This is a genomic window from Algibacillus agarilyticus, assembly GCF_003286125.1.
GTDB lineage: Bacteria > Pseudomonadota > Gammaproteobacteria > Enterobacterales > Alteromonadaceae > Algibacillus > Algibacillus agarilyticus.
In genome coordinates, this window is record NZ_QMED01000024.1 from 64,633 (window position 1) to 83,696 (window position 19,064).

Sequence of the window (19,064 nt, forward strand, 5' to 3'; positions counted from 1 at the left end):
ATAAAAAGAGTACGTTATAAATGAATGGTTAATAACATCAACCATCCGCCTTAGCTTATAGATAAACCGCATTAGCGTATTCACGCACAAAAATTTTAACTCTTGTATAACATTACAACATATTTGAATACTCAAGTGACTTCAAGATGCAGGATTCAGTGGAAATTTAAATTGATTTAGGCAAGGCAAACAGGTGCAAGTTTAACGGGTTAAATTAAACCTGTTTAACACCGCATAAATCAATTTAAACCCCACCGGAACGGAGCATATTGAAGTGACTTGAGTATCTAACCCCAAACGCGCTATTAAGGGTTTTGTTTTTTCAATTTTTTGATTCAACACGCTTTTAATACTGATGTAATGACCGGAGCGAACCGATGGCAAATATGGCAGCCTCTATTACAGCAACACACAGCCAACAAACCAATCGAAATGCATTGTTTGTATTAAGTTTATTATTTTTTATGTGGGGATTTATTACCGCCCTTAACGATATTTTGATCCCTTATTTAAAAGGCATGTTCGCGTTAAGTTATTTACAAGCGATGGCCGTCAATTTTTGCTTTTTTGGGGCATACGCCGTGGTTTCTTACCCGGCCGGAAATTTTGTTAAATACGTGGGTTACCGAAAAGGGATCGTATTTGGCCTAGCGATAGCCGCATTGGGTTGCTTAATTTTTTATCCCGCTGCCGAAATGCGTGAATACAGCTTATTTTTACTCGGTTTGTTTGTATTAGCCTCTGGTATCACATTATTACAAGTTGCCGCCAATCCGTTTGTAACGGCTATTGGCACTGCAGAGACCGCATCTAGCCGGCTCAATTTAACACAAGCATTTAACTCGCTGGGTACCACAATTGCCCCTATTTTTGGCTCGGTTTTGATTTTATCGGTCATGATAACAGCAAGCCCAAACGACGCTGAATTAACGGCCGCAGAGCTCAGTGCGCGTCACGCACAAGAAGCAAGCTCAGTTCAGTTTCCGTATTTATTGCTCACCTTAGTTCTCGTTCTGCTATCGGTTGTGTTTGCTAAATGGGTAAAATTACCTGAGATAAAACAGGCAACCGAAGCTGAAGTCACGAGTAGTCAGCCCGCTTGGCACTACAAACATTTAACCTTGGGTGCCATTGGTATTTTTGTTTACGTTGGCGGTGAAGTTTCAATTGGCAGCTTTTTAGTTAATTTTTTAGGCGAAAGTAACATTGCCAGTATGCCAGAACACGAAGCGGCTAAATATGTTTCTATATTTTGGGGTGGCGCGATGATAGGCCGTTTTATTGGTTCAGCCCTTATGCTCAAAATGCGCGCTAACCTACTGTTAGCGATCAATGCAACGATGGTCGTTTTATTACTGGCAGTGGTCATGCTTGCTGATGGAGCCATTGCCATGTGGGCCGTATTAGCCATTGGCTTTTTTAACTCGATTATGTTCCCCACCATTTTTAGTTTAGCGATCGCGCATTTAGGTGCTGCAACGAGTAATGGCTCCGGTATTTTATGTGTCGCGATAGTCGGTGGTGCACTTGTGCCCCTAATACAAGGTGCACTTGCCGATACTATTGGTATCCAGCTCGCGTTTATTGTGCCTTTAGTTTGCTATCTCTACATTATTTTTTATGGCTTGAAAGGTTATAAACCGCAGCTATAAGCCAGCGAATATTCTCTTATAAGCACTTATTTTTAGTTTTGATTAATAGGTAATAACATGAAAAAATCAAATTTAGCTTTATCCATTATCAGTTGTTTAGTTGTGGGATCACTAGTAGGTTGTATGGCCACCACTAAACACCACAACACAACCGCGGCTTCATTAGCAACCACCAACAAACAAACATCTATTGATTTATGGCCACAACCAAAATCTTTAGTTAAGCCAGATCCTAAAATTGAAGCGGCCGTTAAAGACTTAATCTCACAACTAACGCTTGAACAAAAAGTAGCTCAAATGATCCAGCCCGAGCTTCGCTCGGTCACCGTTGCCGATATGAAAAAATATGGCTTTGGTTCAATTTTAAATGGCGGTGGCTCGTTTCCAAACGGCAATAAACACGCCACAACTGAAGATTGGGTTAACACAGCCGATGCCTTTTATTTAGCCAGTATTGACGACACGCAAGATGGTACAACGGTGCCTTCTATCTGGGGCACAGATGCCGTGCACGGTCATAACAATGTTATTGGCGCAACTTTGTTTCCGCATAATATCGGCCTAGGCGCAGCGAATAACCCCGAATTAATTAAACAAGTTGCTGAAGTTATCGCTCGAGAAGTCGCACAAACCGGCATTGATTGGGATTTTTCACCCACCGTTGCAGTCGCAAGAGATGATCGCTGGGGGCGCGCTTACGAAAGTTTCTCGGAAGATCCGGCTATCGTCAAAGCTTACGCGGGCAAATACGTTGAAGGTATTCAAGGTGTCGCGAATGACACATTTTTAAACAACCAACACATACTCGCAACCGCCAAACACTTTGTTGGTGACGGCGGCACCGATAAAGGGGTCGATCAAGGGAATAACTTATCTACCGAAAAAGAACTCATTGAAATTCATGCTCAAGGTTACGTCAGTGCGATTGAGGCCGGAGTGCAATCCATTATGGCGTCATTTAATTCTTGGCACGGCGATAAACTACACGGTCATCAATACTTATTAACTGACGTGCTGAAAGGCAGAATGGGGTTTGATGGTTTAGTGGTAGGTGATTGGAATGGCCATGGCCAAGTTAAGGGCTGCGACAATAAACAATGCGCACAAGCCATTAATGCCGGTGTTGATATTATTATGGTGCCAGAAGATTGGAAAGCTTTCTATGAAAACACCCTTATTCAAGTCAAACAAGGCGAAATTAGCCACGCCAGAATAGATGATGCCGTGACCCGAATTTTACGAGTGAAAATGCGTTTAGGTGCATTTGACGGTAAGCCGTCGATTCGTTTACATCAACATAATAAAAACGTCATTGGTTCTGCACAACATAGAGCAATTGCCCGCCAATCAGTGCGTGAATCATTAGTCTTACTTAAAAATAACAATAACCTACTCCCACTCAACCCGACTGCCAATATTTTAATGGCCGGTAATGGAGCCAACAATATTGGTAAGCAAAATGGCGGCTGGACAATAACGTGGCAAGGCACAGGCAACGACAATAGCGACTTCCCTAATGGTAGCTCAATTTATCAAGGTATTGCAGAAGCCGTAAAACAAGCAGGTGGTCATGTAGAGCTCAATGAAATGGGGGATTACACAAAAAAACCAGATGTCGCTATTGTCGTATTTGGTGAAGACCCTTACGCTGAAATGCAGGGCGACATCAAATCAGGATCGTTTGAATACCAAATGATTACCAAGCGGGATTTAGCTTTGCTCAAAAAGCTAAAAGCGCAAAACATTCCGGTTGTCAGTCTCTTTTTATCGGGCCGGCCGTTATGGGCAAATAAAGAAATCAATGCGTCAGATGCATTTGTTGCCGCTTGGTTACCCGGCACAGAAGGGGCCGGTATCGCAGATGTTATTTTGCGTAAAGCCAATGGCGATATAAACCACGATTTTAAAGGTAAGTTATCGTTTAGCTGGCCAATGACACCCCATGTAACGCCTTTAAATGCACCGGCCAATAACAATAAAGCCAATTACAACCCATTATTTAAACTTGGTTACGGTTTAGATTATAACCGTGTTGTTATGACGCCCCGTTTACCTGAAACGTTTGACGATATGCCAATGCTATCAACCGATGCAGACTTAACCATTTTTAATCAAGCCCCTAAATTAGGCTTTAACTTGTATTTATCCGATCAAAATAATAAACAACGTGTATCAAGTAGCCAAGCAACCTTAGCCAACAGCAAAGCGATTAGCTTTAGTACGCAAAACCGGTTTGTACAAGAAGACGCTTTACAATTAACGTGGCAAGGTAATCAATCAGCGGCAATGACTATTTGGCAAGAAACCCCCATCAATATCGCGGCTTATAATGATTCAGGTAAAGGTAGCGTAAGCTTTGATGTTAACTTAACCGACCCCGTAACCGGTAAAATTGAGTTTGCAATGCAAAAGCAAGACCAACCGATTAAAACAGTGGATTTAACGGCCCTGCTTTCTAAATTTGAATTAAACAGTTGGCACAACATTAATATCGATTTAGCCTGTTTTACAACCGCTAAAAACAACAACTTAGTCGCCACTGTTTGGTCATTAACCACCGCGAGCAAAAACCAGTTAACCGTTTCAAATATTAAGTTAACAACGCAAAGTAAAGGTATTCACTATACGTGTGAATAAAATCAACCATATATAAGTAAGCATCTTGCTGCTCGGTTACAACATTTAAAGTAGCCGATCAGCCCGTTAGCTATACCCAAGTCACTTGTGTATAGCTAAATAACCGGCGGCATATAATACCAATCCGTAATAATAAGTGCCCACTCAGCGAGCGTTTAAATGCGCCTGAAAGGAATGCCCCAGCGACTTTTGACCTGCGTTATCGGTATTTGAAAGAGAACAACCATTCCTGTACACCGACGCCTTGTTCAAAAACCGCTGAATGCATTCTGAGTGATCACTTATTTATATGAATTGGTATAAATTCGATTATCCCCCTTTTTTGGTCCTGTTTATCAGGGCTTTTTTTTGCCTGTTTTTTTATTTAATATTGTTATACGCCAATTACCACCTCGATAATGGTCATGCTTATTTTTGAGTATATGATCGCACAGCATCTTAAAATCACTTGGGTATAAATAAGCTTGAGTGTCATAAAAAAATTGATAAAAATAACGTAAGCTATAACCGGTTAATCAACCTTGGAGCTACAATGACTATGATAGAAACCGTATCAAAAACAAACTTACCCGAAGTCCTTCCTCTGATCCGTCAGTACCAAGCATTTTATAATGTTGCTGATATTTCAGACGAAAAAAATGCGGCCTTTTTTTCACAGTTCAATAATGCAAGTCCATTGGGCTGTCAATTTATAGCGCGCGAACACAATGAAGTTGTCGGTTTCGCCACTGTGTATTTTAGTTTTACCTCTACCATCACCGCCAAAGTTGCCGTATTAAATGATTTATACATACAACCACACCATCGTGGTAAAGGCATTGGTCGCCAGTTAGTTGATTATTGCCATCAATACGCAAAAGACAAGGGGGCAGCAAGGCTTCAATGGGTAACAGCGCCCGATAATGAACCTGCAAAAAGACTATATGATTCGCTCAATACGACTCAAAGCACTTGGTTATTTTATGCTTATAACTAAATGGTTTTTCGACACGCTAAGCAATGAGAAGTGACAACAAATGCAGAATCACCTTAATTAACAAGCGAATATTTAGAAAAGAAAAAGTGAAGATTTAAAATGACGATTAAAGACACTCAACTCAACCTCATAGGCTTGTGTTAAGTGTCTGAATGCTTAGGTTCTAAATACTGAGTATTTTAGAAAGGCTTCTTTTTAAAAGCTAAAGCGACTAAAACGATACCCGCTAATAAAAATGGAATACTCAACAACTGACCTGTTGATAAGCCAAAATCATTGTCATAAGCAGCCTGTTTTACTTTTACAAACTCCAACATAAAACGAGCAGAAAACACCGAACATAAAAAGACACCCAATATCGCACCGCTATATTGTTTAATCTTGGTCCATTTATAAGCGGCAACCAACACAGCAAAAATAGTTAAATAAGCGATTGATTCATAAAGTTGCACCGGATGTCGCGCAAGGTTATCAATTTTAACAAACACAATCCCCCACGGAACCGAGGTGGGCAGCCCAACAATTTCAGAATTAAAGAAGTTAGCTAAGCGTACAAAAAAACCGAATAAGGCAGTCGGTATGGCTAAGCGATCGAGTAACCATAAATAAGGTGTTTCAAACTTTTTATGATAGTAATAAAGGGCTAAAATCACACCTATACCCCCACCATGGCTGGCTAAACCGCCTTCCCAAACGGCCAAAATTTTAAGTGGATTGCTAAAGTAATACGCCGGATCATAAAAGAAACAATGACCTAACCGTGCACCCACAATAATACCCATAACCGAATACATTAAAAGCGGGTCAAGGCTATCTGTCGATTTACCTTCTTTTTGATACATCCATTTCATAATATAAAAGCCAGACATAATGGCAGAGGCAAATAAAGCACCGTACCAATGAATACTGACACTACCAATCGAAAACAAAACAGGGTCGATGTTCCAGTTCATACTTAAAAATCTCTGAATAAAATGATATAGGTTTGCAAAAGCACCTCGTCGCTATTCATTAGCTTAAACCGTAAATGCGACAATTTAAAAACGAGCCACAACTTAGCCTAACTCAACAGCCTTGCCAACCCTCTTTTATAAAAACAGGCTAATCAAACAACCGATCACGTTAAAAAAGAAAGATGTTTACCTACAATATTCATCTTTATCCCTAAGCAACTTAGCGATAAAATAATCAAAGAGGCTAACATCATTAAAATTTAAAGAGTGTATTATGTTCAAACGTTATGGAAGTATTGTGTGGCTTAGCCTTAAAGTCGGTATTTACATTATTATCCCACTCACCACATTCGGTTATGTAATAGAAATGCTATTTGATATTGTTGCAGGTCATTCCATCGCCCCGTATTTTACACTTTCTTTTTTACACTATTTTATTTTTCATGAGCTGATGCTTATTTTATATAGCACGGTTTTCACCTTTACACTGATTGGCACCTACTTATATACGATAAAAATAAAACCTAAGTTAAAGCCTCGATAAAATACAATTGAAGTGGCACTCCAATCGATGTGGCCATAAATCACTGACCACATCAGCATCTATCTTAAAATACCTTATTTATTAGTGCCTTAAGCCAGTGGATAAATAACAACCCTCATTATTTATTCACCATTTGTGCCTGGGTCTTCACCGCCAATCCCGACTTCTTGCTCTTGATATAATGAAATTTTATAACCCAATGCAAAGTCACTTGGCAATACGTTAGGTTTACGAATAACCAAACCGTTCTCGTTTAGCTGCCAATTGACTTTTTCGTTGCTGCCTAACATTTCAATCGACTTAATTTTACCCTCAAGTACTGATAAGTGGGTGTTCAATGTTTGAATAACAATATCTTGCATCGGAGCCGCCATAACAAAGGCAAAAATAGTATTGTCACCTTTTTTAGTGAAACGAATATCTTTATCCGTATACGCTATTTTTTGTTTTTCAATTTTATGTCCGCCCCGATTAATACGCGTTGGTCCTTCTCCAAACACAGTCCACGGGCGAGTTTCGTATATACCTTCACCATTAATCGCGAGCCATTCGCCTAGTTTAGCCAGCATGTCTTTCATTTCTGCTGGTATCGAGCCATCCGGATTAGGGGGTACATTTAATAACATCAACCCATTTTTAGACACAATATCAATTAAAATATCGACAATCTGATTCGGCTCAACAAACTTCGCATTTTCATAATAAAACCAAGCGCCAGGTGATGTATCCGTCATCCAAAATTCATCTTTTAATTTATTTGGCCGTCCTCGTTCATAATCTAAAACACCAATACCATCAGGAAAAGACGTGTTTTTATAATTAATAACTACATCCTTACCCCACTCTTTGCCTTTATTATAATAATAAGCGACAAACTTTTTACGATATTCTTCGTTTAGCACTTCAACCCACCAATCAAACCAAATAACATCGGGTTGGTATTTATCAATCACTTCTTTTAGCATCGCAAACCATTGCTCATGAAAGCGATCATTGGGCTCAAAATCTGTTAACTCGTGTTGATCGGTATATAAATCAGCGGTTTCAGGGGTTGCATCAAATTTATACGCATTGGCATAATATACCCAAGTAAAGGCATGATGAAACGATGTTAAAAACTTAAGGCCTCGTTGCTCTATCGCCGATTTTAACTCGCCTGTAATATCTTTACCGGTAAAGGCTTTTGAGTTCCAGCGTGTTACATCGCTGTCCCACATCGCAAAGTTGTCATGGTGTACGGCAACCGGTCCGGCAAATTTAGCACCTGAAAGTTTAAATAAGTCAGCCCACTCTTGGGCATTGAATTTATCAGGGTTGAATTGTTTAATGATATCTTTGTAGCCAAAATCAGCTGGATCACCATGAGCCTTAACATGGTGCTGGTATGTGTAAGAGGCTTTAGGTTGCTTTTTATCACCAAATAATTTTACATCGCCTGTTTTCCAGTCATAAACTTCATCCATATACAGATCGAGGCCATACCAACCTGAGGCCCATTTCATGCCAATATTAGCCGTTGAAGTGGGTCCCCAATGAGTATAAATACCGAGCTTTGCATCTTGAAACCAATCAGGCTTGTGATTGACCTTGCTCAGCGAACTCCACTCTTCTTTTAGCTCGACTAATGCAATATCAGCGTTTTTATTTTGTTGAGGTTGAGCACCCAATACGATAAGCGGTTCTATCACTTTATCGGAACTAACACTGCAAGCGGTTAACGAGATAGCGATAGCGATACCCTTGACGATAAAAAAATTTGATTGCATACGATAATTAATTATATTTGATTTTGATAAATCAAATATAACAAATCATTTTTAATTTTAACAGATCAGTTATAAACTAAATGTATATTGCTTTTGGCTTTACTTTTTGCCGCTTGAATTTAAGTATTAACGGTAATCACTTATTGAAGATATTGCTCTCAATTAATGTCGCGTTTATTGTTTTAGCCCACACTATAATCCCCTTAAACAGCTCTCCAAAAAAAGAACTCTTATCACAAAATTAAACACGTAAGATGATCAAAAAAACGCAAATAACATAACAATAAAATCAAAGGGTTTTTAAACCCACCTAAATCAGCGCACTACAATAAATCAACCACCCAAATTAACAGGGCTATTTTGGTGCAATAATAGTAATTATCGCCAGATTTACATCGCTTTTTATGTAGAAATGGCTAGAATCATGCCGTTTTAATCTTGGTTCAATAATTGCTAAGTTAACAATACAAGTAATAGGTAATATTTATTCGCTTTGAGTTTATCACTCATTAATTCTGAGTTAGCCTCATTCAACTATTTTTATTTATTGCTAATTTTTTATATTTTGGGGGATTTATGAGCGGAAATGACGTAAGAGTATCAGCAATCAGTGCTATCACTAACAGCACACCATATGCGACAGAACAAACAGAACCACTAAGCAAAATCTGGGCTTGTGATGTATTTAACCTTGCAAAAATGGAAGAATGTTTATCTAAAAATGCATTTAAAGCCATTAAAAATACCGTTAAAACAGGTGCGCCATTAGACAGCGCAACGGCAGATATTGTGGCAGCCGCCATGAAAGACTGGGCCATGTCAAAAGGCGCTAAGTTCTTCTCGCATATCTTTTATCCAATGACGAATGCGACCGCTGAAAAGCACGATGGTTTTATTATTACTAACAGTGATGGCAATGCAATCACTGAGTTTACCGGTAGCCTATTAATTAAAGGTGAACCCGATGGTTCATCATTCCCGAATGGCAGCCTACGTATGACTAACGCAGCGCGTGGTTATACCGCATGGGATCCAACAAGCCCTGCTTACATTATGAATACCGCGAATGGCGCAACACTCATGATACCGAGTGTGTTTATGTCGTGGACAGGCGAAGCCTTAGATAAAAAAATTCCATTGTTACGTTCAAATTCAGCAATGAACGAAGCGGCACAAAAAGTATTAAGCTTAATGGGTGAAGAAGAGATCGCGCCTTTAAATTCAAGCTGTGGTGCCGAACAAGAATACTTTTTAGTTGACGAAGCCTTTGTAAATGCACGCCCTGATTTATTATTAGCAGGCCGCACATTATTTGGTGCGCCACCGGCTAAAGGTCAGCAATTTGATGATCATTATTTTGGTGCGATCCCAGAGCGTGTTCAAGTTTTCATGCAAGATTTTGAAGACCAGCTATACCGATTAGGGATCCCAGCTAAAACACATCATAACGAAGTTGCACCCGGTCAATTTGAAATTGCACCTTATTACGAAGCCGCTAATGTAGCAGCCGATCATCAACAATTATTGATGACCGTTATGAAAGCGACAGCCAAAAAACACGGTTTAGTGGCTTTATTACATGAGAAGCCTTTCGCTGGCGTAAACGGTTCAGGTAAACACGTAAACTGGTCAGTGGGTAACTCAACCCAAGGTAACTTACTTGATCCGGGCAATACTCCAGAAAAAAACCTTAACTTCTTACTTTTCTGTGGTGCGGTTGTGCGTGGTGTTCATTTATATGGGCCATTACTACGTGCGGTTATTGCTTCGGCGGCCAACGACCATCGTCTGGGTGCTAACGAAGCACCACCGGCTATTTTATCAGTTTATTTAGGCGACCAACTCGAAGGTGTGTTTAAAGATATTTTAGCGGGCAAAATCAATGCAACAACCTGTGGCGGCTTAATGGATTTAGGTCTTTCACAAATATTGCCATTTAATCGTGATCCGGGCGATCGAAACAGAACATCACCTTTTGCCTTTACCGGTAATCGTTTCGAATTTAGAGCCGTAGGTTCTTCACAATCGGTTTCAGGCCCACTTGTGGCGATGAACACCATGTTAGCGGATTCATTAAATTGGATTGCAGCACAACTTGAAACCAGTTTAAGTAAAGGTGCCGACCAATCTACAGCGGTATTTGAAGTACTTAAAACGATAATGGAAGATCACGGTAACGTTATTTTTGGTGGCGACGGTTATTCAAGCGAATGGCATAAAGCCGCAGTTGAAGAACGTGGCTTAAAAAATCTACCCACAACTGCGGATGCATTACCCGCATTTTTAGATGAATCTGTTAAAAACTTATTTGATAGCACAGGCGTATTATCACCCGTTGAATTAGCCAGCCGTTACGAAGTTTACTCTGAGCAATATATATTATCGATTGAAGTAGAAGCTAAACTGGTTATCGATATGGCAACCACAAGTATCTACCCTGCTGCGATGAGCTACCTCGCCGAATTAGGCACAGCAGCATCAGCTGCCGCAACATTTGGTGCCCCATTCAACAATGATTTAGCGATACAAGTCGCTTCAGATGCAAATCAAATGATGAGCAGCGTAAGCGCACTTAAAGATGCCATCGCGCAGCATGATTTTGACAGCACCGAAGATCACTTAAATTATTGTGCAAACACCATCATCACGTTAATGAACGAAGTAAGAAGCTATGCAGATTCACTTGAACAACGTGTAGCGGACTCAGCTTGGCCATTACCAAAATATGCAGAAATGATGTTTATCAAATAATTTAGCATTGATAAATTAAACCGAACGATCAAAAAAGCCGCTTTTTAGCGGCTTTTTTATTAACAGAGCCAGTATATTCCCCAATATAGTCAAAGCGATCGGGTTTTAGGGGCAGGTTTCTAGTTCCAGACGAAACCGAAGTACTTACATCCATGTAAGCAAAGCCGTCAAGCTTCGAGACCCCATGAGCATATGCTCTAATATGTGATTGGGGCGAGTAAGCGCTGACAATGAACCATAAAACCTGAGCGAGAAGACTATAATACCAATCCGTAATAATAAGTGCCCACTCAGCGAAAGTTTAAATGCGCTAAGCAAGGCACTTGAATGAAGAAATCGTAGCGCTCTTTTGAGTTTGAGCAACACAGAGTAAGTGCATTTAAAACTCGCCTGAAAAGAATGCCTAACAAAGCAATGATTCATAAAAGCGCAAATAATAGTCGTTCCCGTAATACAAAACTCGACAACATGGCTTACGCAAATTAAACTGTATAAACATACAGTTTAATAGGTTATATAAATGCATGTCATTCCTATATTAGTTGAAGCCGGCATCACAGGGTTTGAATCACCCGCAGCAGAATATAAAGAACTGGGTTTATCACTTGATGCTTTGCTTATTGATAACCCTGATGCCACTTTTATTGGTATTGCATCGGGTCAATCCATGCAAGATGTGGGTATTTACGATGGCGATTTATTGATCGTCGATCGTGCTAAACAAGTCAATAACAACGATATTATCGTCGCTAATTACAACGGCTGTTTTGTGTGTAAAATTTTAGATAAACAACATGCCACTCTTATATCAGCTTCAGGCACTTACCAACCCGTAAAAATAAAACCAAATGACGATTTTCAAATTGAAGGCGTTGTCACACGAACGATCCGTATATTTAGACAAATAAAAGAGCTACCAACATGTATGCGTTAGTTGATGCCGTTGCCTTTTATGCATCGGCAGAAAAAGTTTTTGACCCAAGTATTCGCCACAAGCCTGTTGTGGTATTAACCAACAATGATGGTTGCATATGTGCCGTGTGCCCTATTGCCAGAAAACTAAATATTCCTAAATTTGAGGCTTTTTTCAAAATAAAAAATGACTTAAAACAGCACAACGTTGTTGTACGTTCATCAAATTATGAATTATATGCGGATCTAAGTGATCGAATGATGAATGTCATTAGCCGTTTTAGTGATGAACAGCATGTGTATTCAATTGATGAAGCGTTTCTAAAATTTAATCACGATTTCAATGACTGGCAACAATACGGAGAGACAATCCGCAGAACGATTTGGCGAGAAACGAAGCTGCCGGTCGGCGTTGGATTTGGCACAACCCCAACGCTAGCTAAAGCCGCTAATCATGCAGCCAAAAAACTAACCGGCTTTAACGGGGTTGCCATCATAAAAACCCCTGAGCAAGCCAAATTAATTTTAAAGCAAATGCAACTAACCGATGTGTGGGGAATAGGCGCTAAATTAGGTAAACGATTAGCGTTATTAGGTTTAAAAAATGCTTATGATCTTGCAAAACAAGATCCGAAAAAAATGCGAAAATTTCACAGTATTGTGTTAGAAAATACCGTGAAAGAATTAAATGGGATCACTTGTTTAAGTTGGGATGATGTCAGAGAAGACAAAAAAGAAATCTTTTCAACACGCAGTTTTGGTCAACGCGTCACCGACTTATTTAGCTTAAATGCCGCCTTAGTGTGCCATGCTGACATTATAGGTCGAAAATTAAGACAACAAGGTTCAACAGTTAAAAAACTGCTCATATTTGCCCACAACTCTCAACACGATGTCGCTTATATTAAACGCAGTTACTTATATGAATTTCCGGTGGCAACATCCGATAGCCTCGTGATAGCTAATGCGATAAGCCGTTTGATCCACAAAATATACCAACCCCAAGTACAATTTTATAAATGTGGTTTAGGAGCGGTCGAGTTAGGTAAAGAAAATGCCACACAACTCGCATTATTTGAACCAATTAAAGACAACCCTCAACTCATGCAATGCTACGATCACATTAATAAAAAATACGGTGTGGGTAGCGCTTTTATCGCCAGCAGCCATTTAACACAAAATTGGAGTATGAAACGTCATTACCTATCGCCTCAATACACCACAAAATGGTCAGACATTCCCAAAATAATCTGTTAATCGTTGAGGTTAACGCAAACTCCCCCAAGTGATTGCAGAGTTGATTTTTAAGGTGGTGCCGCACAGGCATGAATATAGCGCTATCTCTAAATAACCTGATTTTATCGCGCTTAGAGTGGCTGTCACCGACGATAATCAACTATTCATATTTGTAAAAATCAGATATTTTAATTCATAACGGGGAAAGCTATCCTGTGTATGAATAATATGAATCGAGCGCACTTGTCGAGGACCGCACTTGTCGACACTTGTCGAGGACAGGCATCACTAGTAAATCAATAGGCAATTACAGAAAGCCAATAAACCATTGATTTAATTTAATAACCCTCTTGTCGAGGACTGGCATCAATAAACCCTGATTTTATCGCGCTTAGAGTGCCTCCAATAACCACTCAAAAAAGACTGTAAATAAGATTGAAGCCGCTGACAAACTCAGATACTGTTTAACGCAATTAAAAATAACAATAAAAGCGAGTAATTCTACAAGCTCGTTATACGCTTTCTGGAACTTGAACAATACTGATGAGAACTGCAATTTTAGCTTTTAATTTTCTTTCCGTGATATATGCAATTATTGCAGCAATTGGGTTTATGGTTATGATGGCTGGATCATATGTATTTTTAAAAAATATTGATGTTTCTCCATTTGCTAGCTTATATATATTGCTACCACTTTTATACAACATAGCCACAGTCTATGGCTTAATAACATTTAAAATATGGGCTTATTTATTGGCAGCAATACAATTATTAGCATTAATATCGATTCTAATATATCAATGGGCCAGTGGCGATTGGCAAGATTTTATAGGTAGCATTTTAGTGGTAGGTCTGGGTAATGTTTTGTATTTTGACTTTAAAAATAGGCCGGTTGTGAGTGCGTAATCGAGGAATTATCGTGTGGGACTATCGTGCGGGACAGGCATCAATAAACCCTGATTTTATCGCGCTTAGAGTGGCTGTCACCGACGATAACTAACCATTCATACTTGTAAAAATAAGACATTTTCATTCATCACGGGGAAAGCTATCCTGTGTATGAATAATATGAATCGCATATTCGCATATACAACGACCTCGCTCTATACTTAGTTAAAAACACCACTCAGGTTAACTATGCGGATTGTTCCTTTATTATTGTTGATGTTAGTAACAGTCAATGTTCACAGCTCTGACACCTATGCATTACTAGACTTATCTTTAGAAGAATTGTTACGTATAAAAATTACCACCGTATCTAAAAAAGAAGAAACCATAGCTGATGCGCCTGGCATTGTAACAGTGTTTACCGCTGATGATATTCAAGCTTTTGGCGCTCGAAATTTAAAAGACGTTTTACTGCGCATTCCTAATTATTATTTATTTGACTCTCACACTTTCTATAGCACGGGTAGCACGTTACGCGCCGGAGCAACCCAACACTTAAATAACCACATTCTTTATTTAGTGAATGGTCGTCCGTTGCGCGAATCGCAAAACGGCGGCCGACAAACAGATATTAACTTATTATTTCCAGTAAGCGCTATAGACCACCTTGAAGTTATTCGAGGCCCAGGCTCGGTGTTATATGGTAGTAACGCCTTTAGCGGAACAATTAATATTATTACTAAAAAAGAAACGTCGGGTATTGGAGCTGGCGTAAATATAACCATGGGCGAGCATAACTATAAAGCACTGGAAGGTAATGCATTTGCCGGCACTGATGATGCCAGTGTACATGCGTATATCAATATTATTGATAATGACGGCATGCCTGTTTCAGCATTCGATGTTGAAGGGAATTTAGGCGGAATCAATAATAATAGACAAGGTCATTTTGCAAAAGTTGACGCATCATATAAAGGCTTATCACTAGAGACAATGTTCAGTGAATTAAACCTACCGAGTGTGAGCGGCCGCTATAGATGGTCAACTTTAGGCGACTGGACCCATACCCGCAATTATTTCAATATTGGCTACCTTCATAGTCATAATAAAAATTGGACCTCATCGATTAACCTAAGTCAGAACAACCTTAAAATGTATATTCCGGTGCCAACCCCTACCACTTATTCATCAAACGATTATTTATTTTAATTTACTGTTAACGGTAAAATAAATACAGACACGGATGTGGTTTTTGGTGCAGTGCAAGATCATATTAAGGGCCACTTAAGCACGAATGGCGGTAATTACAGCACCGTAAGATCGAGTGTTTATGGTCAGGTAGATTATCGCTTTAACTTAAAAACTAAACTCACCGCTGGCTTTCAAGTGAACAAACCTGATAGGCAAGATGCTCAAACCTCTCCGCGACTTGCATTAGTGCATACTTTTAATCCACATTGGTCTGCCAAAGCTTTATACGCCGAAGCGTTTAGATCGCCTTTTGGCTCTGAACTTTATTTTGATGCTGGCTTCTTGCAAGGTGATGTTAATTTAAAACCCGAAACCATTAAAACAGCAGAGTTTCAACTAAACTATAGCAAACCTGAATTCACTATTTCATCAACCTTATATCACAGTATCAGCAATCACTTAATTGGCCGCAGTAATATCAATGGTGTACCTACTTTTGTCAATTCAGATCAAGAAATAACCTACATAGGCACTGAGATAGAAGCGCGCTGGGCGATCACGTCAAAACTTCAGCTACAAGGAAATGCAAGTTATCAAGAAAATCAAGATGGCGACGGTAATAACGATGTGATGGCCGCATCAAATACTATGGTTAAAATCGGTTTAAATTACACCAGCGACTATGGGGTATCGGCAGGCATATGGAATAACTATTTGGGCGATGTTGCCAAAATAGAAGAGATGCCAAATAACTCGGTGCAGGTATTAAACCCTGAGGCTAAAGCTGTCAATTTATTAAGTATCAATGTGCTCGCTAATATGGAAAAAGTATTAAAAAAATCATCTTGGAGCAATGTAGAAGCCTCTATATATGCCGACAATATACTTAATGAGAAAGTTTGGTTTCCTGAAATGAGCTATCAATCAGTAAACACGTTTCCGCAATCTCATGCACGAGGAGTGTACTTAAAAGTATCGGTAACCTATTAATAAACCCGTTTTGACCATTGCTGAATATATTGACCATTCATTATTCAGCTTCTGTTAGGCGTTTGCCATTTGCAATGAAATGATAGTGTGGCGTGAGAGTGTAGAACACGTATTAATAAAGCCGCCCTCACCTTGACTTATTGGCGGTATTAGCCATGCACGAGTTATACGATGAGCTCCGACAAACCATGCTCTAAAACACTTATTTGCGCAAACATAAACCATATCACCACACTTTATTGCGCATAAAAGTGATCTAAATACTTATTTAATTGCGCATCAAGATGTGTTCACATATACTTTTAGTAAGTAAATGTTTAAAAGTGGGTATGTAGTGGAAAGGTTATTGCTTCAAAAGCTTATTGCTTGGAAAAATAAAAAGACTCGTAAACCAATTCTTCTTGATGGCGCGAGACAAACAGGAAAGTCATTCCTACTTGAAAAGCTATTTGGCGCTCAGTTCGAGCAAGTTATTCGTTTAGATTTTTTAGAGCAACCTGCATTATCTAACCTTTTTAATGACTCTTTAAAGCCGCAAGACATTCTGGATAACATCGAGCTTGAGCTAAATGTAAGTATTCAGCGTGATAAAGCGCTTATTATTTTTGATGAAATTGGTGAATGCCAAGCCGCAATCAACTCATTAAAGTTTTTTTCAGAACAATGTCCTGAAATGTATGTTTGCTCATCTGGCTCTAATATTGGATTGTTAGGTTCGTTTCCTGTTGGCAAAGTTGAGCTGCTAGAACTCTATCCGCTTACTTTCGAAGAGTTTTTACTCGCTTCAAATAAAGCACCTCTGATCAAATCATTTCAGCAAAATAAAATGACATCGGTTGCTCATGATAAATTATTTGGCTTGTTGCTTGATTATTATTACGTTGGAGGAATGCCGGAGGCTGTTAAAGCTTGGTTCGAAACGGAGGGAACAACCGGAATTTTAGAAAGAACACAAATTGTTAATCAAATACACAAAGCTTTAATTGCTGGCTATGAACGAGACTTTGGCAAATACTTTCACAACAGCGCAGACAAAGTATCAGCACAACATATTCAAGCAATATTTCAAAACATACCGATTCAACTATCACAAAACATTGATGACTCAGTAAAGCGGTTTAAGTTTAAAGATATCATTCAGAAGAAAAGAAGATATCAAGAATTAGCAGGGCCAATTAATTGGTTAGATAAGTGTAAATTATTATCGAAATGCCAACCTATTAATACTCAGCCGAGTTCGCCATTACCCGCATTAGCAAAAGAAAACATCTTCAAAATTTTTCTTTTTGATATTGGATTGTTAGGTAATATGCTTGGTCTTTCATATAAAGAGCACAGAGATCAGGGCTTCAATTATAAAGGTTATATTGCCGAAAATTTTGTGCAAAACGAGCTAATAGCAAAATATGGTAGTCCAACCTATTCTTGGGAGTATGCTCGAAGTGAAATTGAGTTCCTATTCAAGCACGAATCAGGGAGTATTTTACCGATTGAAGTAAAAAGCGGTAAACGAACCAGAGCTAAATCACTTGACGTTTATGTTCAGCGTTATCAACCCGAAAAAACAATTAAATTAATAGGTTCACAGGGTTCGGTAGACAACCCTAATGCCTTGGTATTACCATTATACTACGTAAGTAAAATTGAGCAGTTCATAGTGGGTCATGGCTAATAAATACAAGTTGTTTATTGAATTACCGTGTATAAGCTGTAATTCATTTGCAAAAATGTTAGGTATCCGGTGAAGTTTTCGCCGATGACAATCCCTTTTTGAGGCAACTGAATAATTCGAGTGCATTAACATCGATACCGGACAGGCATGACCCATCGATACCGGACAGGCATCGATACCGGACAGGCATAAATAAACACTCACCTCCTTGACAAACACCCCATATCAACCAAACTTAGCTGTATATAAAACCACCTATTATAATCATCATGACAAAAGCACGCAAAAGCCAAATATCACTCGATGACACCGCTTATTATCATTGCGTTTCGCGCTGTGTGCGACGCGCTTTTTTATGTGGACAAGACAACACAACCGGTCAATGCTTTGAGCAACGCCGCGAGTGGCTCGTTACCCGTATTAAACAACTCGCCACTATTTTTGCAATTGATATCGCCGCTTATGCCATCATGAGTAATCATTATCATTTAGTGTTAAGAGTCGACCGTAAAAAAGCCCTAAAATGGTCTGATGATGAGGTATTAAAACAATGGCATTTACTGTGTAAACCCATGCCAGTTGTGCAACGTTATTTAGATAACAACATTATCAGCGACAGTGATTTAATCATTGTAAAACAAGAAGCAGCCAAGTTTAGAGAACGGTTATACAACATTAGTTGGTTTATGCGTTACCTCAATGAATTCATCTCTCGCCAAGCTAACAGAGAAGATAATTGCACCGGCCACTTTTGGGAAGGTCGTTTTAAAAGCCAAGCTTTATTAGACCAAACCGCCATACTCGCCTGCATGGCCTATGTTGATTTAAACCCAATACGCGCCAACATGGCCGATACACCTGAAACATCCGATTTCACCTCAATTCAAGAGCGCATT

General features: G+C 39.3%; 14 protein-coding genes. 12 read left to right on the forward strand and 2 right to left on the reverse strand.

All coding sequences use genetic code 11. The annotated features are described in order from the left end of the window. Nucleotides 1–386 precede the first annotated feature (386 nt). From DPX34_RS16340 to DPX34_RS16350, 3 genes are all read left to right on the forward strand, one after another. Nucleotides 387–1,652 (forward strand): sugar MFS transporter, encoded by a 1,266-nt coding sequence (locus tag DPX34_RS16340; protein ID WP_111979520.1) that lies wholly within the window; start codon nt 387–389, stop codon nt 1,650–1,652. A gap of 57 nt (nt 1,653–1,709) precedes the next feature. Then, nucleotides 1,710–4,289 (forward strand): glycoside hydrolase family 3 protein, encoded by a 2,580-nt coding sequence (locus tag DPX34_RS16345; RefSeq protein ID WP_111979521.1) that lies wholly within the window; start codon nt 1,710–1,712, stop codon nt 4,287–4,289. Between the two features lie 532 nt (nt 4,290–4,821). After that, entirely contained in the window at nt 4,822–5,265 is a 444-nt protein-coding gene (locus tag DPX34_RS16350; protein ID WP_232824775.1) for a GNAT family N-acetyltransferase, read from the forward strand. Nucleotides 5,266–5,444: 179 nt separating this feature from the next. On the opposite strand, the gene lgt is transcribed toward DPX34_RS16350, so the two are convergent. Next, nucleotides 5,445–6,218: a prolipoprotein diacylglyceryl transferase gene (lgt, locus tag DPX34_RS16355; protein WP_111979522.1), complete on the reverse strand. Its 774-nt coding sequence runs from the start codon at nt 6,216–6,218 to the stop codon at nt 5,445–5,447. Nucleotides 6,219–6,492: 274 nt separating this feature from the next. Here lgt and DPX34_RS16360 point away from each other — a divergent pair, with 274 nt between their 5' ends. Beyond that, entirely contained in the window at nt 6,493–6,762 is a 270-nt protein-coding gene (locus DPX34_RS16360) for a hypothetical protein (RefSeq protein ID WP_111979523.1), read from the forward strand. Between the two features lie 122 nt (nt 6,763–6,884). Here DPX34_RS16360 and DPX34_RS16365 read toward each other — a convergent pair whose 3' ends face one another. Next, nucleotides 6,885–8,528: an alpha-L-fucosidase gene (locus tag DPX34_RS16365; RefSeq protein ID WP_111979524.1), complete on the reverse strand. Its 1,644-nt coding sequence runs from the start codon at nt 8,526–8,528 to the stop codon at nt 6,885–6,887. A gap of 576 nt (nt 8,529–9,104) precedes the next feature. Here DPX34_RS16365 and DPX34_RS16370 point away from each other — a divergent pair. The 8 genes from DPX34_RS16370 to DPX34_RS16405 form a co-directional block, all read left to right on the forward strand. Beyond that, on the forward strand, nt 9,105–11,279 hold the full coding sequence (locus tag DPX34_RS16370; RefSeq protein ID WP_111979525.1) for a glutamine synthetase III family protein: 2,175 nt from the start codon (nt 9,105–9,107) through the stop codon (nt 11,277–11,279). A 520-nt stretch (nt 11,280–11,799) separates the two neighbouring features. Beyond that, complete coding sequence (locus DPX34_RS16375) at nt 11,800–12,213, forward strand: LexA family protein (RefSeq protein WP_111979526.1); 414 nt, start codon at nt 11,800–11,802, stop codon at nt 12,211–12,213. Further along, nucleotides 12,201–13,448, forward strand: a complete 1,248-nt coding sequence (locus DPX34_RS16380) for a Y-family DNA polymerase (RefSeq protein WP_111979527.1) — start codon at nt 12,201–12,203, stop codon at nt 13,446–13,448. Before DPX34_RS16375 ends, DPX34_RS16380 begins: the two co-directional genes overlap by 13 nt. Nucleotides 13,449–13,970: 522 nt before the next feature. Beyond that, the gene (locus DPX34_RS16385; protein ID WP_111979528.1) at nt 13,971–14,333 is read left to right on the forward strand and encodes a hypothetical protein; all 363 of its coding nucleotides are present in this window, start codon (nt 13,971–13,973) and stop codon (nt 14,331–14,333) included. A gap of 231 nt (nt 14,334–14,564) precedes the next feature. Next, on the forward strand, nt 14,565–15,524 hold the full coding sequence (locus tag DPX34_RS16390; RefSeq protein WP_111979529.1) for a TonB-dependent receptor plug domain-containing protein: 960 nt from the start codon (nt 14,565–14,567) through the stop codon (nt 15,522–15,524). 51 nt (nt 15,525–15,575) lie between these two features. After that, complete coding sequence (locus tag DPX34_RS16395; RefSeq protein WP_157964764.1) at nt 15,576–16,496, forward strand: TonB-dependent receptor plug domain-containing protein; 921 nt, start codon at nt 15,576–15,578, stop codon at nt 16,494–16,496. 334 nt (nt 16,497–16,830) lie between these two features. Beyond that, nucleotides 16,831–18,168: an ATP-binding protein gene (locus DPX34_RS16400; protein WP_111979536.1), complete on the forward strand. Its 1,338-nt coding sequence runs from the start codon at nt 16,831–16,833 to the stop codon at nt 18,166–18,168. A gap of 269 nt (nt 18,169–18,437) precedes the next feature. After that, a partial coding sequence (locus DPX34_RS16405; protein ID WP_332872832.1) for a transposase occupies nt 18,438–19,064 on the forward strand: 627 nt, incomplete at its 3' end.